This window comes from Verrucomicrobiia bacterium (genome assembly GCA_035495615.1).
Taxonomy (GTDB): Bacteria; Omnitrophota; Omnitrophia; order Omnitrophales; family Aquincolibacteriaceae; genus DATJFP01.
The window spans coordinates 21,446-46,967 of the sequence record DATJFP010000071.1 but is presented as its reverse complement, the minus strand read 5'-3'; the positions used below and the strand labels follow the sequence as shown (position 1 = coordinate 46,967).

Below are 25,522 nucleotides of genomic sequence, written 5' to 3'. Positions count from 1 at the left end.
CGGCTATCCGCCTTGGGAGCCGCCGCTGGCCTTTCTTTGTTCGAACCAGCGATCCACGCGCGAGAAAATCATGAGAATAACGAGCACAAGAAGCGTTGAAACCGTGGCTTCGAAAAAATCTCCAAGGCCGCATGCCAGTCCGATACCGGCCGCAATCCAGATGCCCGCGGCTGTCGTAATGCCTTTGACTCCCGCGGGGTTGCGGATAATCGCGCCGGCGCCCAAAAAGCCGATACCGCTGACAACTTGGGCGGAAATGCGGGAAGCATCCGTGTCCTTATAAAGTTCGGCGATGTGCGTCGACACCAGCATGACAAGAGCAGACCCCAAACAAACGATGGTGTAAGTGCGGAAACCTGCTTCCTTGCCGTGCCTTTCGCGTTCGAGCCCGATAAGCGCGCCCAAAATCGTGGCCGCCGCAAGGCGGATGACGACGTCGAGATTGTGAGTCATGAAGCTTTCCTCCCTTTAACTCTGAGGTTGGGATCCGCATTCAGGCGGATCGTGTCCCGCACGCCCTTTTCATAAAGGTCGAGGCCCTGCCGCGCAATCATGGCCGCGTTGTCGCCCGTCAGCGCGAGCGGCGGAAACCAGGTGCGAATGCCTTCCCGGCCCGCAGCTTCCTGGAGATCTTTTCTCAGACGGGAATTGGCGCTCACGCCCCCGCCCACGACGATGTCCGAGACTCTCATATCTTCGGCCGCCGCGATCGATTTCTCAACCAGCCAGCTGACGGCGGCGCGCTGGAAGCTCGCGGCCACGTCACGCTTGAATTCATCCGTCATGCTCTTTTGCCTGCGCGTCAGGTAAAGCACGGCCGTCTTTACGCCGCTGAAACTGAAGTCATAGGAATTTTCTTGTTTCGGCCTTGTGAACTTATACGCCTTTTCATTGCCCTGGGCCGCGAGCTTGTCGATGATGGGGCCGCCCGGAAACCCAAGACCCAGGATCTTCGCGACTTTGTCGTAAGCCTCGCCGCACGCATCATCCACAGTCTCGCCGATAATCTTCATCTGCGCGCCTTCATGATAGGAAATGCTGGTATGCCCGCCCGACACGAGCAGCCCGAGATAACGTTCCGGCGCTTCGTGCCCGATGAAATTGGCGGTGAGGTGCGCTTCCAGGTGATTGACGCCGACGAGCGGCTTCTTGAGGTGAAAGCTCAGCGCCTTGGCGAAGCATACGCCCACGAACAAGGACCCGATGAGCCCGGGCCCCTGCGTCACCGCGATGAGATCCACGTCTTGGATTTTTGCATTGGCCTGCTTCAGCGCCTGCTCGAGCACAAAGTCGATTTGCTCAAGGCTGTGCCGGCACGCGATTTCGGGAACCACGCCGCCGAAGGGCTGATGGCGGAAAAGGCTGGAGGATACCACGTTGGAGCGGATGCCGTGCTTGCCTTCCAGAACGGCCACGGACGTTTCGTCGCAGGAAGTTTCGATGCCGAGCGTGATCATTATTGCGGCTGCAGTTTTTTGACCAGGATTTCGTTGGCCAGCTTGGGATTGGCCTTGCCCTGGGAAGCTTTCATGACCTGGCCCACCAGGAATCCGAGCGCCTGGTTTTTCCCCGCGCGGAAATCAGTCACTGATTTGGGATTGGCCTCGATGACGCCGTCGGCGATCTCTTCGATGAACTTGGTGTCCGTCACCTGCACCCAGCCTTTTTCCTTCACGATTTCCCCGGCGGGCTTGCCGGTCTCGAACATGAGCGGCAGCACGTCTTTGGCGATCTTGCCGTTGATCGTGTTGTTTTCGATGAGCGCGATGAGGCCGGCCAGCGCTTCCGCTTTGACCGGCGAATTTTCGATCGTCAGCTTGTTGAGATTGAGCAGTGCCAGCAGTTCCGACTGGATCCAGTTGCTGACCATTTTGGGATTGGCCTTGGATTTCAGGCAATCCTCGAAATAATTCGCCAGCGGTTTTTCCTGCACCAGCACCGCGGCATCATAGGCCGACAGCCCATAATTTTTCGCAAGCCGCGCGGCGCGCGCCGCCGGAAGCTCCGGAAGCGTTTTGCGGATCGCCTCGACCGTCTCAGCAGAAAGCGTGAACGGGACGAGATCCGGCTCGGGAAAATATCGGTAATCATGCGCCTCTTCCTTGGACCGCATCAAAAAAGTCTGGCCTTTGTCGTCGTTCCAAAGCCGGGTTTCCTGTACGACCCGCTCGCCGTTATCGAGCATCGCGGCCTGGCGCTCGATTTCGTACTGAATCGCCTTTTGGACGGCCTTGAACGAATTGAGGTTCTTCACCTCGGCCTTGGTGCCGAGTTTCGTTTCGCCTTTTTTACGGATGGAAACGTTCGCGTCACAGCGCAGGCTTCCCTCTTCCATGTTGCAGTCGCTGACTTCAAGGTACTGGAGAATGGCTTTAAGCGCGGTGAGATAGGCATACGCTTCTTCCGGCGAACGAAGGTCCGGCTCGGAAACGATTTCCAAGAGCGGCACGCCCGCGCGGTTGAAATCCACAAGGCTCGCGCCTTCGATGCCTTCATGCAGCAGTTTGCCCGCGTCCTCTTCCAGATGCGCACGGTGCACGCGGATCTTGCGTTCAACCAGCCCGCCGTCCGCGCCTTTCAGCTCGATCATGAGCCAGCCCGGGCCGTTGACGGGCATGTCGAACTGCGAAATCTGATACGCCTTGGGAAGATCGGGATAGAAATAATTTTTACGGTCGAATTTGAGCCGCTCGGAAATCTTGCAGTTGAGCGCGAGGCCGACCTTGATGCCGAGGCGGAGCGCTTCTTCGTTCAGAACGGGCAGCGATCCGGGCATGCCCATGCAGGTCGGGCAGGTGTTCTGGTTCGGCTCGCAGCCGAAACGCGTCGAGCACGAGCAGAAAATCTTCGACTTCGTGTCGAGCTGCGTGTGCACTTCAAGGCCGATCACCGGTTCGTAATCATCAAGCGGCATAAGGATCTCAGAGTTTGGGCTTCTTTTTGTAAACCTGGGTTTCCTGTTCGAACGCGTAAGCCGCGCGGAAAAGCGCAGGCTCGTCGAAAGGACGCGCCATCAGCTGCATGCCCACCGGAAGGCCGGAAGACGTGAAGCCGCAGGGCAGCGACATGGCCGGAACGCCGGCCAGGTTCGCGGGAATCGTCAAAATATCGGAAAGGTACATGGCCAGCGGGTCCGACAATTTTTCGCCGATCTTAAACGGCGGCGTCGGCGCCGTGGCGCTGAGAATCACGTCGACGTCTTTGAACGCGCGGCTGAAGTCGTCGCGAATCAGCGTGCGGACTTTCTGGCCCTGGCGGTAATACGCGTCGTAATAGCCCGCGGACAACACGAAAGTCCCGAGAAGGATGCGGCGTTTGGCTTCGGCTCCGAAGCCCTCGTCGCGCGTTTCGAAATAAAGGTCTTTGAGCGACTGTTCCGAAGCGCGGATGCCAAAGCGCACGCCGTCAAAACGCCCGAGATTGGAGCTGGCCTCGGCAACAGCCACAATATAATAAACCGCGACCGCCTGCGACGTGTTAGGCAGGCTCACGCTTTTGATTTCCGCGCCCAGCTTCTTGAAAACTTCCGCGGCCTGGCGCACGCTCTTTTCGACTTCGGGGTCCATGCCTTCCACAAAATATTCCTGGGGCAGCCCGATGCGCAGGCCTTTCACGTCGCGGACAAGCGACTTGGTGTAATCGGGCACCGGCTCCGAAGACGCCGTGGAATCTTTTTCGTCGTGGCCCGCGAGCACGTTCATGAGAAGCGCGGCATCTTCCACGGTTTTTGTGATGGGGCCAATCTGGTCGAAGCTCGAACCGAAAGCGATGAGGCCATAACGCGACACGCGGCCATAAGTCGGCTTGAGGCCGACCACGCCGCAAAATGCCGCGGGCTGACGGATGGAGCCGCCCGTATCCGAACCCAGCGCGGCGAGCGTCATGTCCGAGGCCACCGCCGCCGCAGAACCGCCGCTCGAACCGCCCGGAACGCGTTCCGTGTCCCAGGGATTGCGGCAAACACCGTAGGCGGAAGTCTCGCACGAAGAACCGAACGCGAATTCATCCATATTGCACTGGCCGAAAATCACGGCGCCCGCATTTTTCAGGCGCTCCACGGCCGTTGCGTTGTAAGGAGGCCGGTGGCCTTTCAAAATTTTTGAGGCGCAGGTCGTTTCCAATCCCTGGATGCAGATATTGTCCTTGATGGAAATAGGCAGCCCCTGCAGCGGCCCTTTGCCTTCCCCGCGCACAACCGACACTGCCGGATCAAAACGCAGAAAAGCATTCAGCTTGGGATTGAGCGAAGACACCCGCGCGCTCAGCGCTTTGATCAGCGCGGAGCCGCCGTCTTTTCGGACTTCCTCGAGGGCTTGTTTTAAAGTGAGCTGGTGCATGGGGATCAGCGTTCGACGACTTTGGGGACTTTGAAAAATTTTCCCTGGCGGGCGGGAGCGCTCTCGAGGACGCTGTCGCGGACTTCCGAGGGCTTGACTTCATCCTTGCGAAAAACGTTGGTCAGGTCCAGCACGTGGCTGGTTTCGGCGACATTCTTCGTGTCCACCTGGCGGAGCTGCTCCACGTAGGCGAGGATGGACTTCAAGTCCTCCTCGAGCTTCGCTTTTTCGGCTGGCTTTAATTTGATCCGCGCCAGTTCCGCCACTTTGTCGATTTGAAAGCTCATGTCTTTTCCTTTGTTTCGCGGCCTCTCAGGCCGCGCAGGAGGCTGATGTTAGCACGCCCCGACAAACCCTGTCAATCAAGCCTCCGGCCGTCTTTGGGGGCTTTAACTTGCGCGGCAAGCGCGAGAAAATCTTTCAGCAGCAGCTGTTCGGAACGCACGCCCGGATCGATCCCGAGTTTCTCGAAAGCCGCGGCCCATTCTTCTTTGGTTTTACCGAGCGTCGATTGCGCCAGGACCGAGATCAGTTTCTTGCGTCGATGGCTGAAAGCGGCCTTGATGAATTCCGACACCTCTTCCGCCGTCAGACCGTCAAAATCGTCCCGCTGATGAAAATCGAAGACCACAACGCTCGACTTCACCTGCGGCGGCGGCGTGAAACACCGGGGCGAAACGTCGAAGCCGGGGGCCACGTCCGCGAAAAGACGCATCATCAGGCTGAGGCGGCCGTAATCCTTGCTGCCCGGCCCGGCGAAAATCCGGTCCGCCACCTCGAGCTGCATGGTAAACACGCCCCGCGTGAACAGTTTCCGGTTTTCGCAGATTTTAAAAAGAAGCGGCGCCGTGATGTAATAAGGAAGGTTGCTGAGGATTTTACACGGCTTCCGCCCGAGGATTTTCTCGAAATCGGCTTCCAGCGCGTCGTCATGATGGATCTCCAGCCTCCCATCCTCGATTTCGGCGGCGAAAACCTCTTTCAAGACTTCGACGAAGCGCGCGTCCTTTTCGACGGCCGTCACGCGCATCCCGCGCGCCAGCATTTGCCCGGTCAGCGCGCCGAGCCCCGGCCCGATCTCGAAGACACTCTCGCCTTTCACCGGGTTGAGCAGCTCCACGGTTTTCCTTTGAAGGTTCGGGTCGATCAGAAGATGCTGCCCCAGATTGCCGCGGATGGCGATCCCGTATTCCTTCAAAAGATCGATTTGGGTTCTCATCGTATCCTCAGGGATTAAACGCTTGCCAGCCGGCGCGCGAGATCGATCGAGGCCGTCATCGAAGACGCGTCCGCCTTCCCTTTCCAGGCGATGTCGAAAGCGGTGCCGTGGTCGGGCGAGGTCCTCACGAACGGAAGCCCGAGCGTCACGTTCACGCCGTCGTTGAAATGGACCATCTTGAACGGCGCGAGGGCCTGGTCATGATACATGCTGATGAGCGCGTCGTAGCGGCCCTCGTAGGCCTCGTAAAAAAGCTGGTCCGCGGAAAACGGCCCGGAAACGTCGATACCGCTCCGCCTTGCCTTTTTCACGGCCGGCGCGATCGTCCTGTTTTCCTCGTCGCCGGTTTCCTCGCCGTGCGGGTTCAAAGCACAGACGGCGAGCCTGGGTTTCGCCAGGCGCATATTCTTTTTCAGGAAAGCGTGCGTGAGCATGATTTTGTCCACAACGCCCGCGGCCGTGATCTGCGCCGAGACTTTTTTCAGCGCGACGTGAACCGTGGCCAGCGTGACTTTCAGACGCGGCCCGACGAACATCATGGCGAACTTTTTTGTTTTGGCTTTCTCCGCGAGGAATTCGGTATGGCCCGTGAATCCGGGATCCAGCAGCCGCTGGGTGGTCTTGTTGAGCGGGGCCGTCACGATCGCATGGATTTTTCCCTCACAGGCCAGGCGCGCGGCTTCGGAAAGTGACGCAAGGGCAAGCGATGCGTTCGCGCGCGAGACGCCGCCGACTTTGAAAGCGGGAACTTCACCTGTTTTCTTCTTGCCGTAAAAAAGCGCCGCGGCCGCGGAACCGACATCGTAAAAAAGAAGCTCGCCCTCATGCTCCGTTTTTTTCCGGAATGAATCGGAATAAATTTCACGGAAAGAAAGCCCGGGCGCGAAACGCGCCGCACGCAGCAGGGCCCCGCGGGTGCCGAACAAAACATAGGTCGCCGTGCGGGAATCCAGCTTTCGGAGGGCCTTGAGCGTGACTTCCGGGCCGATGCCGCCGGGATCTCCCAAAGTCAAAGCAAGGACGGGCTTTTTCATGGGCAGTACTCGGGTTAGAAAACGGGAAGGTTAACGGATCGAGATGTAGGCGTCGCGCTTGAGTTCCTGCATCCACTCGTTGAAACGCAGTTCGCTTTTCTCGCGGAAAAGCTCGCCGTAAATTTCGTCGCGGACGTTTTCCAGGGTGTTTTTGACGCTCTGCTCTTTTTCTTCGACCCGGAAGAGATGGTAGCCCATCGGGGTCTCGATAATGTTGGAGATCTCTCCGAGCTTCAGCGAAAAAATCACCTGGTCGATGACGGGAATCATGGCGCCGCGCGGGATCCAGTCGCTCAGGCCGCCGTTTTTCGCCTGCACGTCTTCGGAAAACTGCTGGGCAAGGGCCCCGAAGTCTTCCCCCGAAAGGATTTTTTTGCGGATGTCCGTGATCTTACCCTGGGCCTCATCGTCGGCCAGGCCTTTGTCGCGGGACTCGTAGCTTTTCTTGATGGTGATGGAGCGGACCTTCAGGCGCGGTTCCTTATCGAACTTCGCCGCGTTCTTCGAGTAGTAGTCTTCGATTTCTTTGGGCGAGATCACGACTTTCGAGCGGATCTCCATGTCGTGCATTTCGCGCATCATGGCCTGCTTTTCCAGGCGCTTGCGAAGGTCACCCATCGTGATGCCCTGCTCTTTAAGCAGGTCTTCCATCGCGGTCTGGCTGGGAAAACGCTTTTTGAATTCTTCCAGGCCTTTGTCGACTTCCGCGGCATCGACCTGCACGCCTGCTTTTACCGCCGCCTGGACCACGAGCTTGTCTTCGATGAGCTGGTTGAGCAGTTTCTGACGGGCTTCGTTCAGCTTGGCCATCACTTCTTCCTGGCTGTATTCCTGCCGGTATTCGTCGTAAAGCGGCCTCAAAAGAAGGTCCAGCTCGCTCTGGGTAATGGGCTCGTCATTGACGACCGCCACGACCTTGTCGAGGAGTTCCCTTTGGGCCCACGCCGCGGAAGAAAAAAGCTGGGAGGCGATCAGTGCCAAGGCTAAAAGACGGGATTTCATAAGGCCTTCTTATATCATAAGAAGGAACGCTTTTCAAGGCCGGAAAGCCCGCCAAATCAGGGGTCTTGGAGAGGTCTGAGCGAGCTTACTTCTGCTTCTTTTGATCTTCAATGGCCTTGCGGAGCATGCGGCAATAAAGGTCAAAACCCACGGCATGGATGAAGCCGCTTTGCTCGTGGCCCAGGAGATTTCCCGCGCCGCGAATCTCCAGGTCTTCCAGCGCGATCTTGAATCCTGACCCCAGGTCCGTGAAGCGCTCGATGGCGGCCAGCCGTTTTTCCGCGTCGGAGGTGAGCACCCAATTCTTGGGCACAAAAAAATACGCATAAGCCTGCCGCTTTTCCTGGAAGCGGCCCACCCTTCCGCGCAGCTGGTAAAGGTCCGCGAGCCCGAACTGATCCGCGCGGTTGACGATGATCGTGTTCACGTTCGGGATGTCGATGCCGGACTCGATGATGTTCGTGCTGATCAGGCAGTCCGCGCGCCTTTCCATGAATTCCTGCATCACCGTTTCCAGTTCCTGCGGCGGCATCTGGCCGTGTGCCACGCAGAACCGCACGTGAGGCATGATCTCGCGCAGGTTCTCGGAGATTTTCTCGATCGACTGCACGCGGTTGTGGATGAAGTAAACCTGCCCGCCGCGCGCAAGTTCCTTTTCGACGGCCATGGTAATCTTGCGTTCATCATATTGGAGCACATAGGTCTCAATAGGCAGGCGGTTCTTCGGCGGCGTATTGATCACCGACATGTCACGCACGCCCATGAGCGACATGTAGAGCGTGCGGGGGATCGGCGTCGCGGTGAGCGAAAGCACGTCGACAAGATGCCGGAGCTGTTTCAATTTTTCTTTGTGGCGCACGCCGAAGCGCTGCTCTTCGTCGATGATGACAAGCCCCAGGTCCTTGAACTGCACGTCTTTCGAAAGCAGGCGATGCGTCCCGACCACGATGTCGACCTTCCCTTCCTTGACCGCGGCCACGGTTTCCAGCTGCTGCTTGCGCGACTGGAAGCGCGACAGCACACCGATGGAAACGGGAAAACTCTTCACCCGCCTTTTCAGGACGATGTAATGCTGCTCCGCCAGCACCGTGGTCGGCACGAGGATGGCGGCCTGGCGCCCGCCCGTCACGGCTTTGAACGCCGCCCGCATCGCGACTTCAGTCTTGCCGTAGCCCACGTCGCCGCATAAGAGCCGGTCCATGGGCTGCCGGCTTTCCATGTCTTTCTTCACTTCGTCCGCGGCCTTCAGCTGGTCCGGAGTTTCTTCGAAAGGAAATTCCGCTTCGAACTCTTTCTGCCACGCATTGTCCGGCGGAAACGACGAGCCTTTCAAAAAACTGCGCTTCGCCTGCAGCTCGAGAAGGTCATGCGCCACGTTCTTGACCGCAAGGCGCGTCTTCTCTTTGATACGCTCCCACTCCTTGGTGTTGAGCTTGGTCAGTCTCGGTGCCGTGCCCTCGCCGCCGATATAGCGCTCGACCGGATCGTCGGGGTCGACATAAAGGATTTCCTTGTTCGCATATTCGAGGGCCAGCGTCTTTTTCCGCACGCCCTTGATCTGGATGACTTTCGTGCCGAGAAACCTGCCGATGCCGTAAGTGAAATGGACGACGTAATCACCGCGCTCGAGGTCCTTGGTCTCGGTCAGCGCTTCAAACGAGGCAAAGCGTTCGCGCAGTTTCGAGATCTTGTTTTTTTGGCGGTCGTTCAGCGGAATAAGGAAGACTTCTTCGAAGGACGCCATGGACTTGCCGTCCACGGGAGAAAAGTCGCGGATGGAGGCGACCTGGTCGAGCTGGAATTCGAGCCGCACGGGCGCTCGGTAAGTCAGAGGATAGATGTCGACCGTGGCGCCGCGCAGCGCGTACTGCGCGGGCTCGGTCACAAAGTCGGTTTTCTGGTAATTAAGCCGGGAGAAGACCTCTTCCAGCTGTTCGTAGGCGATGTTCTGCCCTACCTTCAAACGCTCGAGCTCCATGGAAACACAGGCCTCCGGAGAGCTATTGTAGCATAGGGAGAAGGACGGATGATTTCGCGGGAACGGAAGGTTACTTCTTGAACCAGGCCGCGATGCGCTTGGCCGCTTCCTGGAGTTTGGCTTCGGAAGTCGCGAAGCTCATGCGGATGTGCGCGTCGCTGCCGAAAGGTTCGCCGGGAACGACCGCGACATGCGCTTCTTCCAGAAGCTTCTGCGTGAGCGCCGAGGAAGAAAGGCCGGACTTTTTCACGTTCACGAAAAGATAAAACGCGCCCTGCGGCTTGAAGGGCACAAGCTGCGGCACCGCGGCAATGAGATCGTAAAACATGCCGCGCCGTTTTTCGTACACCGCGCACATTTTCTTGGCTTCTTCCCATCCCTGATCGAGAGCTACGACACCGCCGGCCTGCGCGAACGCCGTCGGGTTCGACGTCGAATGGCTCTGGAACGCGGCAATCGCTTTTGCGAGCTCTTTGTTGGGGCAGGCCGCATAACCCAGCCTCCAGCCGGTCATGGCGTAGGCCTTGCTGTGACCGTTCACGATGACGGTGCGCGCCGTCATTTCCGGATCGAGCGCCGCGATCGACTCGTGCTTGCGGCCGTCGAAAAGGAGCGCTTCGTAAATTTCGTCGGAGAGGATCACGACGCGGGGAAATTCTTTCAGCACTTTCACGAGCGCTTCGAGCTCCGCGCGCGTGTAAACGGCGCCCGTCGGATTCGACGGAGAGTTGAGCACGAACACTTTCGTCTTTGGGGTGAGGCACTTTCTCAAATGCTCGGGAGTGATCTTGAACTCCGTGCTCTCGTCGGTCGGGACAATGATCGAAACCCCGCCGCAGTATTCGACCATGGACGGATAGCTCAGCCAGAACGGCGCAGGAATGAGAACTTCATCGCCCTCATTGAGGAGCGCGAAAAATACATTGAAGATGGAATGCTTGGCTCCGCCGGAAACGATGATCTGATCGGGCGGGTATGTAAGGTTCTGGTCGCGTTTGAATTTGCGGCAAACCGCTTCGCGGATTGCGAGCGTTCCCGTGGCGGGCGTGTACTTGGTGATGCCCTTGTTCAGGGCGTCGATCGCGGCCTGCTTAATAAACGCCGGGGTATCAAAATCCGGCTCGCCGGCGCTGAGGGAGATGACGTCGATGCCTTTTTTCTGAAGCTCCGCGGCCTTGGCGGCAATCGCCAAAGTCACCGAGGCTTCGGCAGAGGCAACTTTCTTTGACAATTCCATGGTCGGGACGGAACTCAGCATAAAGTGGAATTAGATTCGAATGAGAATTTTTCGTGGGAAGCATACGAAAAATTCCCTGTTTTCCGTTTGTCGTGGTTGAAATTAGTCCGGAAAACCGCGGTTATTCGTCGCCCTTGAGGAACTTGCGCAGCGTGCCCAAAAAGCCGCCCTTCTTATCGCCCTCTTTCTTGTCGGGCGTCTCGGCCTCGCCCTTTTTCTCGGGCTTCGCTTCCTCGGCGTGTTCCTTGGCCTTGGACTTCGGCTCGGGCTTGGCCTTTTCCTTGCCCTTGGCCTTCTTGGCAGGGGCTTCGGCTTCGGCCGCTTTCGGGTGTTCTTCCTTTTTGGGCTTTTTCTTCTTGGGTTCCTTGACGGGGACTTCGAAAGGAACTGTAAATTCGAGGATCGCCTTGGGAGCGCCGTCGCCGGGCCTGTTGCCCAGTTTCAGAACGCGCGTGTAACCGCCTTTGCGGTCCTTGAAAGCCGGCGCAATCGTCTTGATCAGAAGGTCTGTCGTTTCCACACAGCGCAGACGCGACACGAGAAGACGCCGCGCGTGCAGGTCGCCCCGCTTGGCGAGTTCGATCATGTTATCCGAAAAAGCGCTCGCTTCTTTGGCCTTGATCAGCGTGGTATGGATTTTCTTGTGGGCGACGAGAGCCCGGACCAGGTTCCGCAGCAGGGCAACCCGGTGCTCGTTCTTACGTCCGAGCTTTCTTCTGAGTTTACGATGGCGCATGGCTTCCTCTTCTTAAGGTAAATTCTTAGACTTTGGCCTTTTCCGCGGCGACCTTCTTCAGGCGTTCCTCGATGTTCATGCCGAACGTGAGGCCCATGCCGGTCAGTATAGCCGTAATTTCCGAAAGCGACTTCTTGCCGAAGTTCTTGTACTTGAGCATCTGAGCTTCGGTCTTCTGGATCAGGTCGCCGATCGTCTTGATGTTGGCGGCTTCCAGGCAGTTCGCACTGCGGACCGAAAGTTCCAGCTCGCTGATCGGCTTGGAAATCAGTTCTTTGAAAGCGGTGTCTTCGACCACTTCCTCTTCTTCCTCTTCCTCCGGGAGTTCCCCGTAGTTGACGAAGATGTCGAGGTGGCGCTGGTTGATGTTGGAGGCGTAAAGAAGCGCTTCCTCCGGGTTCATAGCGCCGTTGGTCCAGATCTCGAGGATCAGGCGGTCGTAGTCAGTGATCTGACCGACGCGCGTGTCTTCGACCATGAAGTTCACCTTCGTGATCGGAGAAAAGAGCGAGTCGACCGGGATCGTGCCGATGGACGCGTTTTCCGGCTTGTTGCGTTCCGCGGGAACGTAACCGCGGCCGCGGCCGATTTCGAGCTCCATGCGGAACTGACGGTCTTTGGTCAGCGTGCAGATGACCATATCCGGATTCACAACTTCCACGGTCTCGTCGGTCTGGATGTCTTTCGCAAGCACAGGGCCGTTTTTCTTGACGTCGATGACGAGCGTCTTCGGGCCCTTGCCGTGATAGCGAAGGACGACCTTTTTAATATTGAGGACGATCTGGGAACCGTCTTCACGAACGCCGTCGAGGGCCGAAAATTCGTGGGCCATGCCTTCGACCTTGATGTTCGTAACGGCAGCGCCTTCGATCGACGAAATCAGGACGCGGCGGAGCGCGTTGCCGATCGTCGTTCCATATCCTCTCTCGAAAGGCTCTGCAAAGAATTTCCCGTAAGTCGGGGTCAGGGTCTGTTTCTCAACTTCGAGCCTTTTCGGCATTTCGAAGGTTTTCCAGCGAATTCCCATTTTTCATTCCTCCTTAGAATCTGAAACAGTCACGGTCAGGTCATCCAACCTGTCTTGATTTTGAAAACGCCTCGGATATCGCGCCTTCAAATAAAACTCTTACAAAAAACTTTCTTACTTGGAGAACAATTCGACGATCAGCGATTCTTCCACGGGAAGCTGGGCATCGGCTTTCGTCGGCAGCCTCATCACAGTGCCGGCGAGCGATTTGCGGTCAAGCGAAAGCCAGTCCGAAACCGGAAAATCCTCGAGCGTTTCCATCCTGGCTTTCACGCGCGCGATCGTGGCTTCTTTGCTCTTGGGCGTGATGACGTCGCCCACTTTCACGGAATACGAGGGAATGGTCACGGTCTTGCCGTTCACCTGAATGTGGCCGTGATTGACCATCTGCCTGGATTCACGGCGGGTCTGCGCGTAAAGAAGCCGGTAGACCACGTTGTCCAGGCGCGTTTCCAAAAGCTGGATCAGGTTTTCGCCGGTGACGCCCTGCTTGCGGTTCGCGCGGTTGAAGAAAACGCGGAACTGCCTTTCGAGCAGGCCGTAAATCCTCTTAAGCTTCTGCTTTTCGCGAAGCTGCAGGCCGTAGTCCGAAGATTTCTTGCGGCGCGCGCCGTGCATGCCCGGAGGAAGCTCGAGGCGCTTGGCGATCTTGTCGTCGGAGCGGCGGCTGCCTTTCAAATAAAGGTTAACGCCCTCGCGGCGGCTAAGCCTGACAGCGGGTCCAGTATACCTTCCCATTACACTCTCCTCCGTTTGGGGGGGCGGCAGCCGTTGTGCGGAATCGGCGTGATGTCATGAATGGCGCTCACCTGAAGGCCGGCGGCCTGGAGAGCGCGAATCGCCGATTCCCGGCCCGCGCCGGGTCCCTTAATAAAAACTTCCACTTCTTTAACTCCGAACTCGGCGGCCTTTTTCGCGGCCTGTTCCGAAGCCACCTGAGCGGCAAAAGGCGTCGACTTTTTAGAACCCTTGAAGCCCGCGGAACCCGAAGAGGCCCAGCAAATCGCATTGCCCTGCGGGTCGGTGATCGTGACCACCGTATTGTTGAAGCTCGCGTTGATGTGGGCGTGGGCCCGGGAGACGCTCTTGAGTTTTTTCTTTTTTGCCATGGTTTCCTCTTATCCCTTATTTAGGCGCGGGCGGCTTCTTGTTGACTCCGCCGACGACGCGCCGCGGGCCCTTGCGCGTTCTTGCGTTGGTATGGGTCCTCTGTCCACGGCAAGGGAGGCCCTTGATGTGGCGCATGCCGCGATAGCAGCGAATGTCCATGAGACGCTTGATGTTCTGCTGCACTTCACGGCGCAGATCACCCTCGATCTTCACGTTTTCCTGGATCACCGTCGTGATGGTGGAGATCTCGGCTTCCGTGAGGTCCTTGGCGCGCTTGATCGGATCCACTTTCGCCTTCTTCAGGATTTCCTTGGAATTCGTGCGGCCGACCCCGTAAAGATAGGTCAACGCGATCCAAACATTTTTTTCACGGGGAATGTCCACACCCAAAATACGCGGCATAACTTACTCCTTCTGGCGGCCTGAACGGCCGGTCAATTTACCCCTGCCTCTGTTTGTGCTTGGGGTTCGAACAAATAACGTAGACCGTGCGTTTGCGGCGAACGATCTTGCAATTTTCACAAATTCTGCGAACCGAACTGCGAACTTTCATGACACCCTCGATTTATTTAATTCGAAACGTAATGCGGCCGCGCGTCAAATCATACGGTGAAAGCTCAAGCTTCACCTTGTCGCCCGGGAGGATGCGGATGTAATTCATCCTCATCTTTCCCGAAATGTGCGCGAGCACTTTGTGCCCGTTTTCAAGCTGGACGCGAAACATGGCGTTCGGGAGCGGCTCGACCACGACTCCCTCGACTTCGATCGCATCTTCTTTTGACATCCGCCGCCTCTACTGCTTGCTTTCAGGCCCCGTCAGATTGACGACGCCCTCTTCGGTAAAAACCACCGTGTCTTCGTAATGGCTCGAGAGGCTGCCGTCCTGAGTTATCACGGTCCACCCGTCCTCGAGAACGGCCACCGCGTGATGGCCCTCGGTCACCATCGGCTCGATCGCGAGGCAAAGGCCCGTTTCGATTTTGGGACCGCGGCCGGCCTTTCCGTAATTGGGCACCTGCGGCTCTTCGTGAATCGCGCGCCCGATGCCGTGGCCGACGAAATCCCGCACCACGTCGTAGCCCCGGGATTCGATCAATTTCTGGATCGCTTCCGAGATGTCGCCGATGCGGCATCCCGGCGAGTACTGCGCGAGTCCCGCCTCGAAAGAATCATGGGCCGTATCGATCAGCTTCTGCTTTTCCGCGTCTGCGCCTTCCACGAGCCAGGTCCGCGCGGCATCGACGAAATAGCCTTTCAGCCCCACGCCGCAATCCACGCTGATGATGTCGCCTTTTTCGAGCTTGCGGGGGCCCGGAATCCCGTGGACCACTTCCTCGTTCACCGAGATGCAGGCGGTCGCGGGAAACCCGCGGTAACCTTTGAAGGCCGGCTCCCCGCCCATGCCGCGGATCACGTCCTCGGCGATGCGGTCAAGTTCCTGCGTCGTGATGCCCGCTCTTATTTCCGGCTTTACTTTGACAAAGACCTGCTTCAAGATCTGCGCGGCCTCGCGCATGATCTCGATTTCCCGCTTGGATTTCAGCGAAATCATTTTGCCTTATAGCTTTCAAAGATCTTGGTCAAAATTTCCTGAAGGGGATTCAAGGCCAGGTCCCCGTCCACTTCGGTCAGCATGTTCTTGCTCTTGTAATACTCGATGAGCGGCTCCGACTCCTTGTGATAAACCTCGAGACGATGCTTTACGGTCTCGGGCTTGTCGTCCGCCCGCTGCTTCAACTCGCCGCCGCATTTGTCGCAGACGCCGTCTTTTTTAGGCTGAATGTTTTTCAGGTGAAAATTCGCACCGCACTGAACACAGGCGAGGCGTCCGCCGAGGCGCTCTACGATCACGCCGTCGGTAGCCTTGAAATTAATGGCCCCATTGATCGAGAACTTTTCCTTCTTGCAATACTTGTCCAGCGCCTCGCCCTGCTTGATCGTTCTGGGATAACCGTCCAGAATAAATCCGCGGAACATGCTTCGGGAACGCCAGATTTCTTCTTCCATCATTTCGTTCACGAGCGCGTCCGGAACCAGCTCGCCTTTAGCGATGATGTCTTTGGCCTTCGCGCCGAGCTTCGTCTCGCCGCGAATATGGCGGCGGAGGCAATCGCCCGCGGCCAGATGCGCGAGGTGGAAGTTTCCGGCAAGCATTTTCGCATGCGTTCCTTTGCCCGCGCCCGGGGGCCCCAAAAAGATCACTCTCATCGTCTGGCCTTCAACTTTCCTTTTTTGACGAATCCCTCGTAGTGACGCATGAGCAGCTGGGATTCGATCTGTTTCACGGTGTCCAGAATCACGCCTACGATGATCAGGAGCCCCGTGCCGCCGAAAAAGCTGGCGATGAGAAACGGAATGTTCAGAATCCTGGGCGAAGACATAAAATCCGGAAACAATGCAATCACGGCCAGAAAAATGGCCCCGCTCGCGGCGATCCTCGTCATCACGTAATCCAGGTATTCCGAGGTGTTTTTTCCCGGCCTTATGCCTGGAACAAAGCCACCGAACTTCTGGAGGTTCTCGCTGACCTCGATCGGATTGAACGTGATCGCCGTATAAAAGAACGTAAAAAAGAAAATCATGAACGCATACAGGATCGAATAAGTAATCGTTCCGTGCTGCAATCCCCGGGCCATCGTCGTAAGCGGGCCCGCATGCGGGAAAAAGCCGGCCAGCGTCGCCGGAAACAAGATCACCGATTGGGCGAAGATGATCGGCATGACGCCCGCCTGGTTCACCTTCAGCGGCAGGTAGGTGCTCTGCCCGCCGTACATCCGGTGCCCCCGGATCTGCTTCGCGTACTGCACCGGGATCTTTCTCTGTCCCTGAATGATCAGGATGACGCCGACCACGGTGATGATAAAGAGCACGAGCATGAGCCCGAACTTCCACCAGGGCAGCTGCTGCCGCGCCGGATCAAACGGCGAAAGGAGCGTGTAGGTCTGCCACAGCGCCGTCGGGATCGAGTCGATGATGCCCGCGGTGATGACCAGCGACATACCGTTGCCAATGCCGTATTCGTCGATCTGTTCGCCCAGCCACATGATGAACGCCGAGCCCGTCGTGAGCGTGAGGATCGTCATGAGCCGGAATCCCCATCCGGGATTCGGCACGATGACCGTACCCTGGAACGCGTTCGGGTTTTCCAGCCACAGCGAAATGAAGAAGGTCTGGATGATGCTCAGGATGATCGTGCCGTAGCGCGTCATCTGAATGATCTGCTTCCGGCCTTCTTCGCCTTCCTTGGCCATCTTTTCAAGCTGCGGAATGACTACCGTCAGAAGCTGCAGGATGATCGACGACGAAATGTACGGCATGATCCCCAGCGCGAAAATCGTCGCCTTCTGGAGAGCGCCGCCCGAAAAAAGTCCCATGATGCCAAAGAGCTGTCCGCCGGAACTTCTCGAAACGCTGGCAAAAAATCGAGCAAGTGCCGTCCCGTCAATGCCCGGAGTCGGAATGTGAGCGCCGATGCGGTAAATAAAAATAATAAAGAGCGTGAATAAAACCTTCGTGCGCAGTTCAGGAACTTTGAAAATATTTCCGTAAGCTTGAAACATTTGTTCCTAACTCAACTTATTTGTTGATGACGATGGCCTGACCGCCAGCCTTGCTGAGTTTTTCTTTTGCGCCTTCACTGAAAAAATGAGCCTTAACGATAACGGCTTTCTTCACGTCGCCGCCGCCGAGGACCTTGAGCCCGTCTTTCACCGAGCTGATCACGCCGCGGCTGATCAGAACTTCGGGAGTCACTTCCGCTTCGCCCAGTTCCGCGATAAGACCGACGTTCACCACGCGGTATTTCGCCTTGAGATCGCTGCGGTTGAAGCCGCGCTTCGGGAGGCGGCGATAAAGAGGATTCTGTCCGCCTTCGAAATTCGGGCGGTGCGTGGCGCCCGCGCGCGCGCGCTGTCCCTTGTGTCCGCGGCAGGACGTTTTGCCGTGCCCGGAGCCGATGCCGCATCCGCGGCGCTTGACCTTCTTACTGTAAGGAAACTTCGCCTTCATGACTTGACCTCTTCCTGAGGAGACGACTCTTCGAGCCGTTCCTTCGAGTCCACGAGCGCCTGCAGGCCGTTCAGCGTCGCCTTCAAAACATTGATGGCGTTGTCGCAGCCGAGGTTCTTCGCGAGAATGTCTTTGATGCCGCAGGATTCGCATACCGCGCGGACCGAGCCTCCGGCAATGACGCCTGCGCCGGGAGCAGCGGGCTTGAGCAGCACGCGGGCCGCGCCGTAATGGCCGATCACTTCGTGCGGGATCGTGGTGCCGCGGAGCTTGATTTTGATGCTCGTCTTGCGGGCCGCGGTAAGCGCCTTGCGGATCGCGTCCGCGACTTCATTCGCCTTGCCGAGGGCATATCCGACTTCACCGTTGCCGTTACCGACCACGACGAGCGCGCTGAAGCTGAAGCGGCGGCCGCCTTTGACGACTTTCGCGCAGCGATTGACCTGGATGATTTTTTCAAACTGCCCGGCCGGCTGGGCCGAATCTCTCCGTGGCTGGTGTCCACGAGACGCCGGCTTCCGCTCGACGGTCTCCGCGGCTTCAGTGCCCTGCGCGCCCTCTCCGAGCTTCACTTCTTCCACGTTCTGTTCTCCTTTAGGTGCCATTAGAATTCAATGCCTCCCTGCCTGAGGGCGTCGGCCAGGGCCTTGACGCGTCCGTGATAAAGATAGCCGCCGCGGTCGAAGGCGACCTTCGTGATGCCGCGCTCTTTCAAGCGTCCGGCAAAATATTCCCCAAGCTTCGTCGAAGCCGGGACCTTGCCTTTAGCGGGCTTCACTTTCGCATAGTCTTTGTCGAGCGTGGAAAAAGAGCAAAGCGTCTTGGCTGCGATGTCGTCGACGACCTGGACGTAGATGTTCTTCAAGGAACGGTGCACGCAAAGACGCGGACGCTCCGGCGTTCCCGAAAGCCTCTTCCTGATTTTCCCGTGCCGCTTCTCGCGGCGATGATTTTTGCTCTTCATGGGTTAGCCTACCGTCTTTCCTTGTTTGCGGCGGATGTGTTCGCCGACATACATGACGCCTTTTCCTTTATAAGGCTCCGGCTTGTGGTAGCGGCGGATGTCCGCGGCCACCTGACCGACCATTTTCTTGTCGCATCCCGTGACCACGACGCGCGTCGGGTTCGGACAAGTCACCGTGATCCCGTCCGGGATCGGGTGGTCGATCGTGTGCGAAAAGCCCAGAGCGAGGTTGAGGAACTTGCCCTTGACCGCCGCCTTGAAGCCGACGCCGACGATTTCGAGTTCCTTCACGTAGCCCTTGGTCACGCCGACCACCATGTTCTGGATCAGGCTGCGGGTCAGGCCATGAAGCGCGCGGTCTGTCCGGATATCCGTCGGACGGCTCACGCTGATTTCTTTTTCCTTGGAATCAAGCTTCATGCGCGGATGAACAAGGAGGTCCAGCTTGCCCTTCGGGCCTTCCACGTGGACCTTCTGGCCGCTCACTTGGACTTTTACGCCGCTCGGAATTTCAACAGGTTTTCTTCCAATTCGTGACATGGTTTCCTCACCACACCGTGCAAAGCAGTTCGCCGCCCAGCTTGTCCTGGCGCGCTTTGCGGTCCGTAATAATGCCCTTCGACGTCGAAACGATTGCGACGCCCAGGCCTCCCTGGATCTTGGGAATTTCCTCACAGCCCACGTAACGGCGCAGGCCGGGCTTGGAAATTCTCTTCAGTCCCTGGATCGCAGACTTTTTCCCGCGGATGTACTTCAGCTGAATCCTCATGAAATTCTTTTTGCCATCGGCAAAAGGCTTCACCTGATCCACGAAACCTTCTTCCTTCAAGAGCTCCGCGATGCGCTGCGTCATCTTGGAAGAAGGCACGGTCACCTTATCCTTGTGCGCACGGGAAGCATTGCGGACCATCGTCAAAAAATCGCCAATAAAATCAGTACGCGGCATAGTTTCTCCTTACCAGCTCGACTTAACAACGCCGGGAATAATCCCGACGACGGCGAGTTCACGGAAGCAGATACGGCACAGGGCATACTTACGGATGTAACCCCGGCGCCGTCCGCAGCGCTGGCATCGATGATATTTCCTCACCGGAAATTTAGGTTCTCTTCTTTGTTTTACGACCAGACACGTTTTTGCCATGGTTTCCTAGCTCTTCGCGAAAGGAAGGCCTAAAAGCTCGAGAAGCTTGCGGCCTTCTTTTTTAGTTTTGGCGCTCGTGACGAACGTCACGTCCATGCCTTGAACTTTTTTGATCTTGTCGAACTCGATCTCCGGGAAAATCATCTGTTCCTGGATGCCGAGTGAATAATTGCCGGAATCGTCGAAGCTCTTGTCCGAATAGCCGCGGAAGTCGCGGATGCGCGGCATCGCGATGTTAAAGAGGCGGTCGATAAATTCGAACATCCTCTGGCGGCGCAATGTCACCTTCAAGCCGATCGGAACGCCTTCGCGGAGCTTGAACGCCGAAATGGCCTTCTTCGACTTGATCATGATGGGCTTCTGGCCGGCGATGCGGCTGAGCTCTTCCGCCACGTGTTCGATCACCTTCACGTCGCTCGCGCCTTCTTTCACGCCCATGTTGATGACGACTTTCTTGAGCTTCGGTACCTGCATCACGTTGTTATAGCCGAACTCCGACATCATCGAGTCGACGATTTGGTCACGGTATTTTTGCTGTAAACGAGGCTGTGTTTTATCCGTCATGATCTTTTCCTTTAAAGGAGCTCTCCGGAAGACTTGCTGATCCGCGATTTGGTGCCGTCGGCGAGGATCGAGTAGCCCACGCGCGTCGGCTCGTTCGTTTTCGGATCCACGAGCTTCACGTTCGAAATATGAATACGGCCTTCAACCTTGGAAACTCCCCCTTTGGGATTTTCCTGGGTGCGGCGCAGAAACACCGTACGGTAGTTGATCTTTTCCACGAGGACCTGGCTGTCTTTCGGATAAATCCTCATGACGCGGCCTTTTTTGCCGCGGTCCTTACCGGTCGTGATGATGACGGTGTCACCCTTCTTGATTTTCATGGCTACACAACCTCCGGAGCCAGCGAAATGATTTTCATGAACTGCTTGTCGCGAAGTTCACGCGCCACAGGGCCGAAGATGCGGGTCCCGCGCGGGTTTTTGCTATTGTCGATGAGCACGATGGCGTTCGACGAAAACTTCACCGACGAACCGTCCTGGCGCAGGATCGGGCTGCGGGTGCGCACGACGACGGCCTTCACGACCTCGCCCTTTTTCACGCCCGCACGGGGAAGCGCTTCTTTCACGGAGGCGGTGATAATGTCTCCGACTTCGGCGGAAAGCTTGCCGTGGCGGCCGAGCACGCCGATCATGGCCGCTTTTTTAGCGCCGCTGTTATCCGCGATTTCCAAAATACTTCTGATCTGGATCATTTGCTGAGTACCTCGATGAGCGTCCAGCGCTTGGTCTTCGAAAGCGGGCGCGTCTGCTGGATACGGACTTTGTCGCCGGTCTTCGCCGCATTCTTTTCGTCATGCACCGCGTACTTGATCTTGCGGCGGATGACCTTCTTGAACTGCGGGTGCTGGGTCAGACGTGTCACTTCCACGATGACCGTCTTTTCCATCTTGTCCGAAATCACGACGCCTTCGCGGTAACGCTTGGGCTTCGCCACTACCGTCGCTTCGGTTTCTTTTTGGACCGGGGCCTTGGTGCTCACGCCTTAACCTCTTTCTCGTTTTTCAGTTCGCTCACAACCGTAAGAATCCGGGCGATGTCGCGCCGGGTCTCCCGAAGCAGGTTCTGCTGTTCGAGCTTCGCGGTCTTGGCCTGGAAGCGGAACTGCATCAAGTCTTTCTTGAGCTTGTCCGCCTTTTCGATCAATTCTTCGACGCTGAGATTTCTAAGTTCGCTGGCTTTCAACATGATTAGTGCCCCACGCGCGTGACAAATTTAGTGCGAAACGGGATCTTGTGGGCGCACAGCCGCATGGCGGATTTCGCCAGCGATTCCGGAATACCGCCCATCTCGAAAATAATCCTGCCCGGCTTAACGACGGCCACGTAATATTCAGGCGCGCCTTTACCCTTACCCATGCGGACTTCGGCCGGCTTCTTTGTATAAGCCTTGTCCGGAAAGCAGCGAAGCCAGATCTTGCCGCCGCGTTTCACGTGACGGGTCAAAGCGACACGGGCCGCTTCAATCTGAATGGCCGTGAGATAGCCGCGGTCAAGCGCTTTCAAACCGAACTCACCAAAGGCGAGCGAGCTGCCGCGGGTCGCGATTCCCTTCATCCAACCGCGCTGCTGCTTCCTGAACTTGACTCTTGCGGGCATCATCGGCATGACTATTTCTCCTCGGTCCCTTTCGGGGCTTCAGGCGCGGCGGGCTGCTGCGCCTCGGCGGAAGCGGCGGAGGCCTGCTGGGCAGCCTCTTCTGCTTTCCATCTTTCCGCCTGCTTTTTCTCGCGTTCGAGCCTTTCGCTCGCCTGTTCTTTCTTCACCAGAATGTCGCCTTTATAGACCCACACCTTGCATCCGATGGTGCCGTAGGTCGTGAAGGCTTCGTGAAAACCATAATCCACGTCCGCGCGGAACGTGCCGAGCGGGATGCTGCCCTCGTGATATTTTTCGTCGCGCGCGATTTCAGCGCCGCCGAGACGGCCTTTGCACAGGATCTTGATCCCCTTCGCATCGCGCTGCATCGCGCTCTGGATCGCCTTCTTCATGGCGCGGCGGAAATTCACACGCTTCTCGAGCTGCATCGCGATGTTTTCGGCGATCAACTGGGCGTCGATCTGGGGATTCTTGATTTCCTTGATATCCACAAACAGTTCGCTTTTGGTCAGCGCGCCGAGCTCTTCCTTCACCTTATCGATTTCCTGGCCGCGGCGGCCGATGATGACGCCCGGACGTGCCGTAAAAATACGGACCCGGATGCGCTTGGCCGAACGCTCGATCTCGATGTTGGCGATGCCGGCAAAGCCGAGCTTCTTCTTGATGTAGTCGCGGATCTTCAGGTCTTCGTGAAGAAGAACGTCAAGGCCTTTGCGGGCGAACCACTTCGCTCTCCACGGCTTGATGTATCCTAATCTTAACCCGTACGGGTGTGACTTCTGACCCAAGAGATCCTCCTCGATCTATTTTTTTCCCGCCGCCGCTTTTTTGGCGCGGGACTTCTTTGCCTTCGGCGCGGACTTATCTTCGGCTGCCTCGGCCGCGGCAACGGACTGGAATTTATCCTTGTAAATCTTCTGGCCCTCAGAAACCGCCAGAGACAAATGCGTGGTGCGCTTCAAGAGCCTGTCGGCGCGTCCCATGGAGCGCGACATGAAACGCTTGAAAACCGGACCGCCGTTGGCGCGCACATCGGAAACATAAAGCCTGTTCTCATCCATGCCGAGGACCTTGGCATTGGCCACCGCACTCTTGAGAGCTTTGGCCGCCATGCGGGCCGCTTTCTTGTTCATGTTCGCGAGAATGACCGCGGCTTCCTGCACGGACTTGAAGCGGACGGCATCGATCACGAGGCGCACCTTGCGGGGCGAAATCCTCAGGAAGCGCATGAGCGTCTTGGCGGATTGACGCTCGGCGCGCGGCTCAGGCTGCTTCGCAACCGGCTGTTTCGGAGTCTGCGGCTTTTCCTGTACCTTTTCGGTTTTCTTGGCTTTCGAGGTTTCTTTTTTCATTTTCATTTACCTGTTAGGTCTTGGCGCCCTTGGCGACGGCCTTGAGCTTGTCCTGGGCCGCGCTGTGCTTGCGGAAGGTGCGGGTCGGCACAAATTCCCCAACCTTGTGCCCGACCATGTTTTCCGTCATGAACACGTTGGTGAACGTCTTGCCGTTATGCACGGCCAGCGTGACGCCCACAAATTCCGCGGTGATCGAGGAACGGCGCGCCCACGTCTTGATCGGCCGGCGATCTTTGGTCTTCGCGGCGATCTGGACCTTTTTCAAAAGCGTTTCGTCTACGTAAATGCCTTTTTTCGCTGAACGACTCATTTTCTACGGTCCTTCACGATGTATTTGGTGCTGGCTTTTTTGTATTTACGGGTCTTGAAGCCCTTGGCCTTCTGTCCCGTCGGGCTCTGCGGATGGTTACCGCCTTTGGATTTACCTTCACCGCCGCCCATCGGATGGTCGACAGGGTTACGCGCCACGCCGCGGGAAACCGGCCGCTTGCCGAGCCAGCGCGCGCGGCCCGCTTTGCCGAGCATCAGGTTTTCGTGCTCGATGTTGGAGCACTGTCCCACGGTCGCATAAGCATTCAGCGGGATCATGCGGACTTCCTTCGAGGGAAGTTTCACGTGCGCGAAATCTTCTTCCTTGGAAAGGATCTGCGCCATCGCGCCCGCCGAGCGGACGAGTTTGCCGCCGAGCCCCGGCTGCAATTCAATGTTGTGAATCGGCGTGCCTTCCGGAATGTTCTTGAGCGGAAGATGGTTGCCGACTTTCACTTCGACGTTTTCGCCGCTCGTCACGGTCTGGCCGACCTGAAGGCCTTCCGGCGTCAGGATGTAGGACTTCTGCCCGTCTTCGTATTCCACGAGCGAAATGCGGGCGCTGCGATTCGGATCATATTCAACCGTGAGCACCTTGGCCGGCGCGTTGAAACGAAGGCGCGCGAAATCCACGAGGCGGATCCTCTGCTTGTGTCCCCCGCCGATCCTGCGGCTGGTCACGTGGCCGTGATTGTTCCGTCCGCCCGTCTTCCGCATGAACTTCGTAAGCGGCTTGTAGGGCTTGTCCGTGGTGATTTCCGCGAAATCGGCGACGTTGCCGAATCTTCTGCCAGCGGATGTAGGTTTGAATTTGATCAACGGCATTCTTATTTCTCCTAATTCAACATCAGGTCGTGATGTCGATTTTTTCGCCCTTCTTCAGGGTCACGATCGCTTTTTTCCATGCGGCTGTCTTGCCAGGCTGAAACCGGACACGGCGCCATTTCCCGTCGTAATTCAGGGTGTTCACTTTCACGACATGGACATTAAAAATTTTCTCGACGGCGGACTTGATCTGTTTCTTGTTCGCCTTGGGATCCACTTTAAAGGCATACTTGCCAAACTTTTCGCTTTCCTTCGCGACTTTTTCGGTGATCACGGGCTCGCGGATCACGTCGTACAGGTGCGTCTTCATTTTATTCTTCCTTCTTTGTCTTTTTCGCGGGCTTGGCAGCCTTGGACGTTTTCGCAGCCTTCGCGGGCTTCGCGATTTTGACGGCCTTCGGGGCCTTCTCGGCCTTGGGCTTCTTTTCCGCGGGAGGCTTCGGAGCCGCGTTCGGATCCAGACGCTCTTCGATCACGGAAAGCGCGTCCTGGGAGATCAAAAGTTTTTCGCGGTGCATCACATGATACGCGTTGATGTCGGACGCCTTGCGGATTTCCACGAGATGCGCGGCGTTGGCCGAAGCGCGCTTCAGGTTTTCCGCGATGTCCTTGACCACGCAAAGGGTCTTGCGCTTGTCGAGCGGGAGCGCGTTCACGACGGCCATGAAGTCCTTCGTCTTGGGCTGCTTGAGCTCCAGAGCATCCAGGAAAACAACCCTCTCCTGCTTCAACTTCTGGCTGAGCGCGGCAATCAGCGCGCTGCGGCGCATGCTGGCCGGAAGGCTCACGCGGTAATCCTTCGGAATCGGACCGAACACCGTACCGCCGCCGCGCCACAGAGGCGAACGGATGGACGACGCGCGGGCGCGGCCCGTGCCCTTCTGTTTCCAGGGCTTCTTGCCGCCGCCGCGGACTTCCTTGCGGGTCTTGGTCTTTACCGTGCCGTGGCGCAGGCTTCTCGCATACGCATTCGTCACGAGCTCCAGGAGGCGCGGGTTCACGCGCGCGGCCCAGAAGGAGTCGTTCAGCTCGATCTCACCTTTTTGTTTTCCATTTGCAGAATAAAGCGGCGCTTTCATAGT

General features: G+C 57.4%; 36 protein-coding genes and 2 pseudogenes. All 38 read right to left on the bottom strand.

What is annotated here, in order from left to right; all coding sequences use genetic code 11:
* Nucleotides 1-3 precede the first annotated feature (3 nt).
* The 38 genes and pseudogenes from VL688_08955 to rplD all read right to left on the bottom strand — a co-directional run bounded on the left by VL688_08955 (nucleotide 4) and on the right by rplD (nucleotide 25,519).
* Nucleotides 4-453 carry an MgtC/SapB family protein gene (locus VL688_08955; GenBank protein ID HTL48168.1) on the bottom strand — a complete coding sequence of 150 codons (450 nt, stop codon included), beginning with the start codon at nucleotides 451-453 and terminating at the stop codon, nucleotides 4-6.
* Entirely contained in the window at nucleotides 450-1,457 is a 1,008-nt protein-coding gene (tsaD, locus tag VL688_08950) for a tRNA (adenosine(37)-N6)-threonylcarbamoyltransferase complex transferase subunit TsaD (GenBank protein HTL48167.1), read from the bottom strand. Before tsaD ends, VL688_08955 begins: the two co-directional genes overlap by 4 nt.
* Nucleotides 1,457-2,914: an Asp-tRNA(Asn)/Glu-tRNA(Gln) amidotransferase subunit GatB gene (gatB, locus tag VL688_08945; protein HTL48166.1), complete on the bottom strand. Its 1,458-nt coding sequence runs from the start codon at nucleotides 2,912-2,914 to the stop codon at nucleotides 1,457-1,459. Before gatB ends, tsaD begins: the two co-directional genes overlap by 1 nt.
* A gap of 7 nt (nucleotides 2,915-2,921) precedes the next feature.
* Nucleotides 2,922-4,337 (bottom strand): Asp-tRNA(Asn)/Glu-tRNA(Gln) amidotransferase subunit GatA, encoded by a 1,416-nt coding sequence (gene gatA / locus VL688_08940; protein HTL48165.1) that lies wholly within the window; start codon nucleotides 4,335-4,337, stop codon nucleotides 2,922-2,924.
* A 5-nt stretch (nucleotides 4,338-4,342) separates the two neighbouring features.
* The gene (gene gatC, locus VL688_08935) at nucleotides 4,343-4,624 is read right to left on the bottom strand and encodes an Asp-tRNA(Asn)/Glu-tRNA(Gln) amidotransferase subunit GatC (GenBank protein HTL48164.1); all 282 of its coding nucleotides are present in this window, start codon (nucleotides 4,622-4,624) and stop codon (nucleotides 4,343-4,345) included.
* 71 nt (nucleotides 4,625-4,695) lie between these two features.
* Nucleotides 4,696-5,556 carry a 16S rRNA (adenine(1518)-N(6)/adenine(1519)-N(6))-dimethyltransferase RsmA gene (rsmA, locus tag VL688_08930; protein ID HTL48163.1) on the bottom strand — a complete coding sequence of 287 codons (861 nt, stop codon included), beginning with the start codon at nucleotides 5,554-5,556 and terminating at the stop codon, nucleotides 4,696-4,698.
* Between the two features lie 14 nt (nucleotides 5,557-5,570).
* Complete coding sequence (gene pdxA / locus VL688_08925; protein ID HTL48162.1) at nucleotides 5,571-6,590, bottom strand: 4-hydroxythreonine-4-phosphate dehydrogenase PdxA; 1,020 nt, start codon at nucleotides 6,588-6,590, stop codon at nucleotides 5,571-5,573.
* A gap of 30 nt (nucleotides 6,591-6,620) precedes the next feature.
* The gene (locus VL688_08920) at nucleotides 6,621-7,592 is read right to left on the bottom strand and encodes a peptidylprolyl isomerase (protein ID HTL48161.1); all 972 of its coding nucleotides are present in this window, start codon (nucleotides 7,590-7,592) and stop codon (nucleotides 6,621-6,623) included.
* A gap of 85 nt (nucleotides 7,593-7,677) precedes the next feature.
* Nucleotides 7,678-9,570, bottom strand: coding sequence for a transcription-repair coupling factor (gene mfd, locus VL688_08915; GenBank protein HTL48160.1), 1,893 nt, complete (start codon nucleotides 9,568-9,570; stop codon nucleotides 7,678-7,680).
* Nucleotides 9,571-9,640: 70 nt separating this feature from the next.
* Nucleotides 9,641-10,807: a pyridoxal phosphate-dependent aminotransferase gene (locus VL688_08910; GenBank protein HTL48159.1), complete on the bottom strand. Its 1,167-nt coding sequence runs from the start codon at nucleotides 10,805-10,807 to the stop codon at nucleotides 9,641-9,643.
* A gap of 121 nt (nucleotides 10,808-10,928) precedes the next feature.
* Nucleotides 10,929-11,543, bottom strand: a complete 615-nt coding sequence (rplQ, locus tag VL688_08905; protein ID HTL48158.1) for a 50S ribosomal protein L17 — start codon at nucleotides 11,541-11,543, stop codon at nucleotides 10,929-10,931.
* Between the two features lie 25 nt (nucleotides 11,544-11,568).
* Nucleotides 11,569-12,570 (bottom strand): DNA-directed RNA polymerase subunit alpha, encoded by a 1,002-nt coding sequence (locus tag VL688_08900; protein HTL48157.1) that lies wholly within the window; start codon nucleotides 12,568-12,570, stop codon nucleotides 11,569-11,571.
* A 114-nt stretch (nucleotides 12,571-12,684) separates the two neighbouring features.
* Nucleotides 12,685-13,308, bottom strand: a complete 624-nt coding sequence (gene rpsD / locus VL688_08895; GenBank protein HTL48156.1) for a 30S ribosomal protein S4 — start codon at nucleotides 13,306-13,308, stop codon at nucleotides 12,685-12,687.
* On the bottom strand, nucleotides 13,308-13,679 hold the full coding sequence (gene rpsK / locus VL688_08890) for a 30S ribosomal protein S11 (protein ID HTL48155.1): 372 nt from the start codon (nucleotides 13,677-13,679) through the stop codon (nucleotides 13,308-13,310). The genes rpsD and rpsK overlap by 1 nt, the downstream gene beginning before the upstream one ends.
* A 16-nt stretch (nucleotides 13,680-13,695) precedes the next feature.
* Nucleotides 13,696-14,082, bottom strand: a complete 387-nt coding sequence (rpsM, locus tag VL688_08885; protein HTL48154.1) for a 30S ribosomal protein S13 — start codon at nucleotides 14,080-14,082, stop codon at nucleotides 13,696-13,698.
* Between the two features lie 37 nt (nucleotides 14,083-14,119).
* Complete coding sequence (rpmJ, locus tag VL688_08880; protein ID HTL48153.1) at nucleotides 14,120-14,233, bottom strand: 50S ribosomal protein L36; 114 nt, start codon at nucleotides 14,231-14,233, stop codon at nucleotides 14,120-14,122.
* A 12-nt stretch (nucleotides 14,234-14,245) separates the two neighbouring features.
* Nucleotides 14,246-14,464 (bottom strand): translation initiation factor IF-1, encoded by a 219-nt coding sequence (infA, locus tag VL688_08875; GenBank protein ID HTL48152.1) that lies wholly within the window; start codon nucleotides 14,462-14,464, stop codon nucleotides 14,246-14,248.
* Nucleotides 14,465-14,473: 9 nt separating this feature from the next.
* Complete coding sequence (gene map, locus VL688_08870; protein ID HTL48151.1) at nucleotides 14,474-15,232, bottom strand: type I methionyl aminopeptidase; 759 nt, start codon at nucleotides 15,230-15,232, stop codon at nucleotides 14,474-14,476.
* Nucleotides 15,229-15,888, bottom strand: coding sequence for an adenylate kinase (locus VL688_08865; GenBank protein ID HTL48150.1), 660 nt, complete (start codon nucleotides 15,886-15,888; stop codon nucleotides 15,229-15,231). The genes map and VL688_08865 overlap by 4 nt, the downstream gene beginning before the upstream one ends.
* A complete protein-coding gene (gene secY, locus VL688_08860) occupies nucleotides 15,885-17,240 on the bottom strand; it encodes a preprotein translocase subunit SecY (protein HTL48149.1) in 1,356 nt (451 codons plus the stop codon). The genes VL688_08865 and secY overlap by 4 nt, the downstream gene beginning before the upstream one ends.
* A gap of 16 nt (nucleotides 17,241-17,256) precedes the next feature.
* The gene (gene rplO, locus VL688_08855; protein HTL48148.1) at nucleotides 17,257-17,688 is read right to left on the bottom strand and encodes a 50S ribosomal protein L15; all 432 of its coding nucleotides are present in this window, start codon (nucleotides 17,686-17,688) and stop codon (nucleotides 17,257-17,259) included.
* Nucleotides 17,685-18,293 carry a 30S ribosomal protein S5 gene (gene rpsE, locus VL688_08850; GenBank protein ID HTL48147.1) on the bottom strand — a complete coding sequence of 203 codons (609 nt, stop codon included), beginning with the start codon at nucleotides 18,291-18,293 and terminating at the stop codon, nucleotides 17,685-17,687. The genes rplO and rpsE overlap by 4 nt, the downstream gene beginning before the upstream one ends.
* Nucleotides 18,293-18,652, bottom strand: coding sequence for a 50S ribosomal protein L18 (gene rplR / locus VL688_08845; GenBank protein HTL48146.1), 360 nt, complete (start codon nucleotides 18,650-18,652; stop codon nucleotides 18,293-18,295). The genes rpsE and rplR overlap by 1 nt, the downstream gene beginning before the upstream one ends.
* A gap of 3 nt (nucleotides 18,653-18,655) precedes the next feature.
* The gene (gene rplF, locus VL688_08840) at nucleotides 18,656-19,192 is read right to left on the bottom strand and encodes a 50S ribosomal protein L6 (GenBank protein HTL48145.1); all 537 of its coding nucleotides are present in this window, start codon (nucleotides 19,190-19,192) and stop codon (nucleotides 18,656-18,658) included.
* 7 nt (nucleotides 19,193-19,199) lie between these two features.
* A complete protein-coding gene (rpsH, locus tag VL688_08835) occupies nucleotides 19,200-19,598 on the bottom strand; it encodes a 30S ribosomal protein S8 (GenBank protein HTL48144.1) in 399 nt (132 codons plus the stop codon).
* A 9-nt stretch (nucleotides 19,599-19,607) separates the two neighbouring features.
* Complete coding sequence (locus VL688_08830; protein ID HTL48143.1) at nucleotides 19,608-19,793, bottom strand: type Z 30S ribosomal protein S14; 186 nt, start codon at nucleotides 19,791-19,793, stop codon at nucleotides 19,608-19,610.
* Nucleotides 19,794-19,799: 6 nt separating this feature from the next.
* Nucleotides 19,800-20,357 (bottom strand): 50S ribosomal protein L5, encoded by a 558-nt coding sequence (gene rplE / locus VL688_08825; protein HTL48142.1) that lies wholly within the window; start codon nucleotides 20,355-20,357, stop codon nucleotides 19,800-19,802.
* Nucleotides 20,358-20,368: 11 nt separating this feature from the next.
* On the bottom strand, nucleotides 20,369-20,677 hold the full coding sequence (gene rplX / locus VL688_08820; protein HTL48141.1) for a 50S ribosomal protein L24: 309 nt from the start codon (nucleotides 20,675-20,677) through the stop codon (nucleotides 20,369-20,371).
* A gap of 2 nt (nucleotides 20,678-20,679) precedes the next feature.
* The gene (rplN, locus tag VL688_08815; GenBank protein HTL48140.1) at nucleotides 20,680-21,048 is read right to left on the bottom strand and encodes a 50S ribosomal protein L14; all 369 of its coding nucleotides are present in this window, start codon (nucleotides 21,046-21,048) and stop codon (nucleotides 20,680-20,682) included.
* The gene (rpsQ, locus tag VL688_08810; GenBank protein HTL48139.1) at nucleotides 21,045-21,290 is read right to left on the bottom strand and encodes a 30S ribosomal protein S17; all 246 of its coding nucleotides are present in this window, start codon (nucleotides 21,288-21,290) and stop codon (nucleotides 21,045-21,047) included. Before rpsQ ends, rplN begins: the two co-directional genes overlap by 4 nt.
* Nucleotides 21,291-21,331: 41 nt before the next feature.
* Nucleotides 21,332-21,541, bottom strand: coding sequence for a 50S ribosomal protein L29 (gene rpmC, locus VL688_08805; protein HTL48138.1), 210 nt, complete (start codon nucleotides 21,539-21,541; stop codon nucleotides 21,332-21,334).
* A gap of 2 nt (nucleotides 21,542-21,543) precedes the next feature.
* A complete protein-coding gene (gene rplP / locus VL688_08800; protein HTL48137.1) occupies nucleotides 21,544-21,954 on the bottom strand; it encodes a 50S ribosomal protein L16 in 411 nt (136 codons plus the stop codon).
* A 164-nt stretch (nucleotides 21,955-22,118) separates the two neighbouring features.
* Nucleotides 22,119-22,739: pseudogene (gene rpsC, locus VL688_08795) on the bottom strand (30S ribosomal protein S3).
* A gap of 129 nt (nucleotides 22,740-22,868) precedes the next feature.
* A pseudogene (rplV, locus tag VL688_08790) lies at nucleotides 22,869-23,180 on the bottom strand (50S ribosomal protein L22).
* A 136-nt stretch (nucleotides 23,181-23,316) separates the two neighbouring features.
* Nucleotides 23,317-23,616 (bottom strand): 30S ribosomal protein S19, encoded by a 300-nt coding sequence (gene rpsS / locus VL688_08785; GenBank protein HTL48136.1) that lies wholly within the window; start codon nucleotides 23,614-23,616, stop codon nucleotides 23,317-23,319.
* Nucleotides 23,613-24,440, bottom strand: coding sequence for a 50S ribosomal protein L2 (rplB, locus tag VL688_08780; protein HTL48135.1), 828 nt, complete (start codon nucleotides 24,438-24,440; stop codon nucleotides 23,613-23,615). The genes rpsS and rplB overlap by 4 nt, the downstream gene beginning before the upstream one ends.
* A gap of 22 nt (nucleotides 24,441-24,462) precedes the next feature.
* A complete protein-coding gene (rplW, locus tag VL688_08775; GenBank protein HTL48134.1) occupies nucleotides 24,463-24,750 on the bottom strand; it encodes a 50S ribosomal protein L23 in 288 nt (95 codons plus the stop codon).
* Nucleotide 24,751: 1 nt separating this feature from the next.
* Nucleotides 24,752-25,519: a 50S ribosomal protein L4 gene (gene rplD, locus VL688_08770; GenBank protein HTL48133.1), complete on the bottom strand. Its 768-nt coding sequence runs from the start codon at nucleotides 25,517-25,519 to the stop codon at nucleotides 24,752-24,754.
* Between the last annotated feature and the right edge of the window lie 3 nt (nucleotides 25,520-25,522).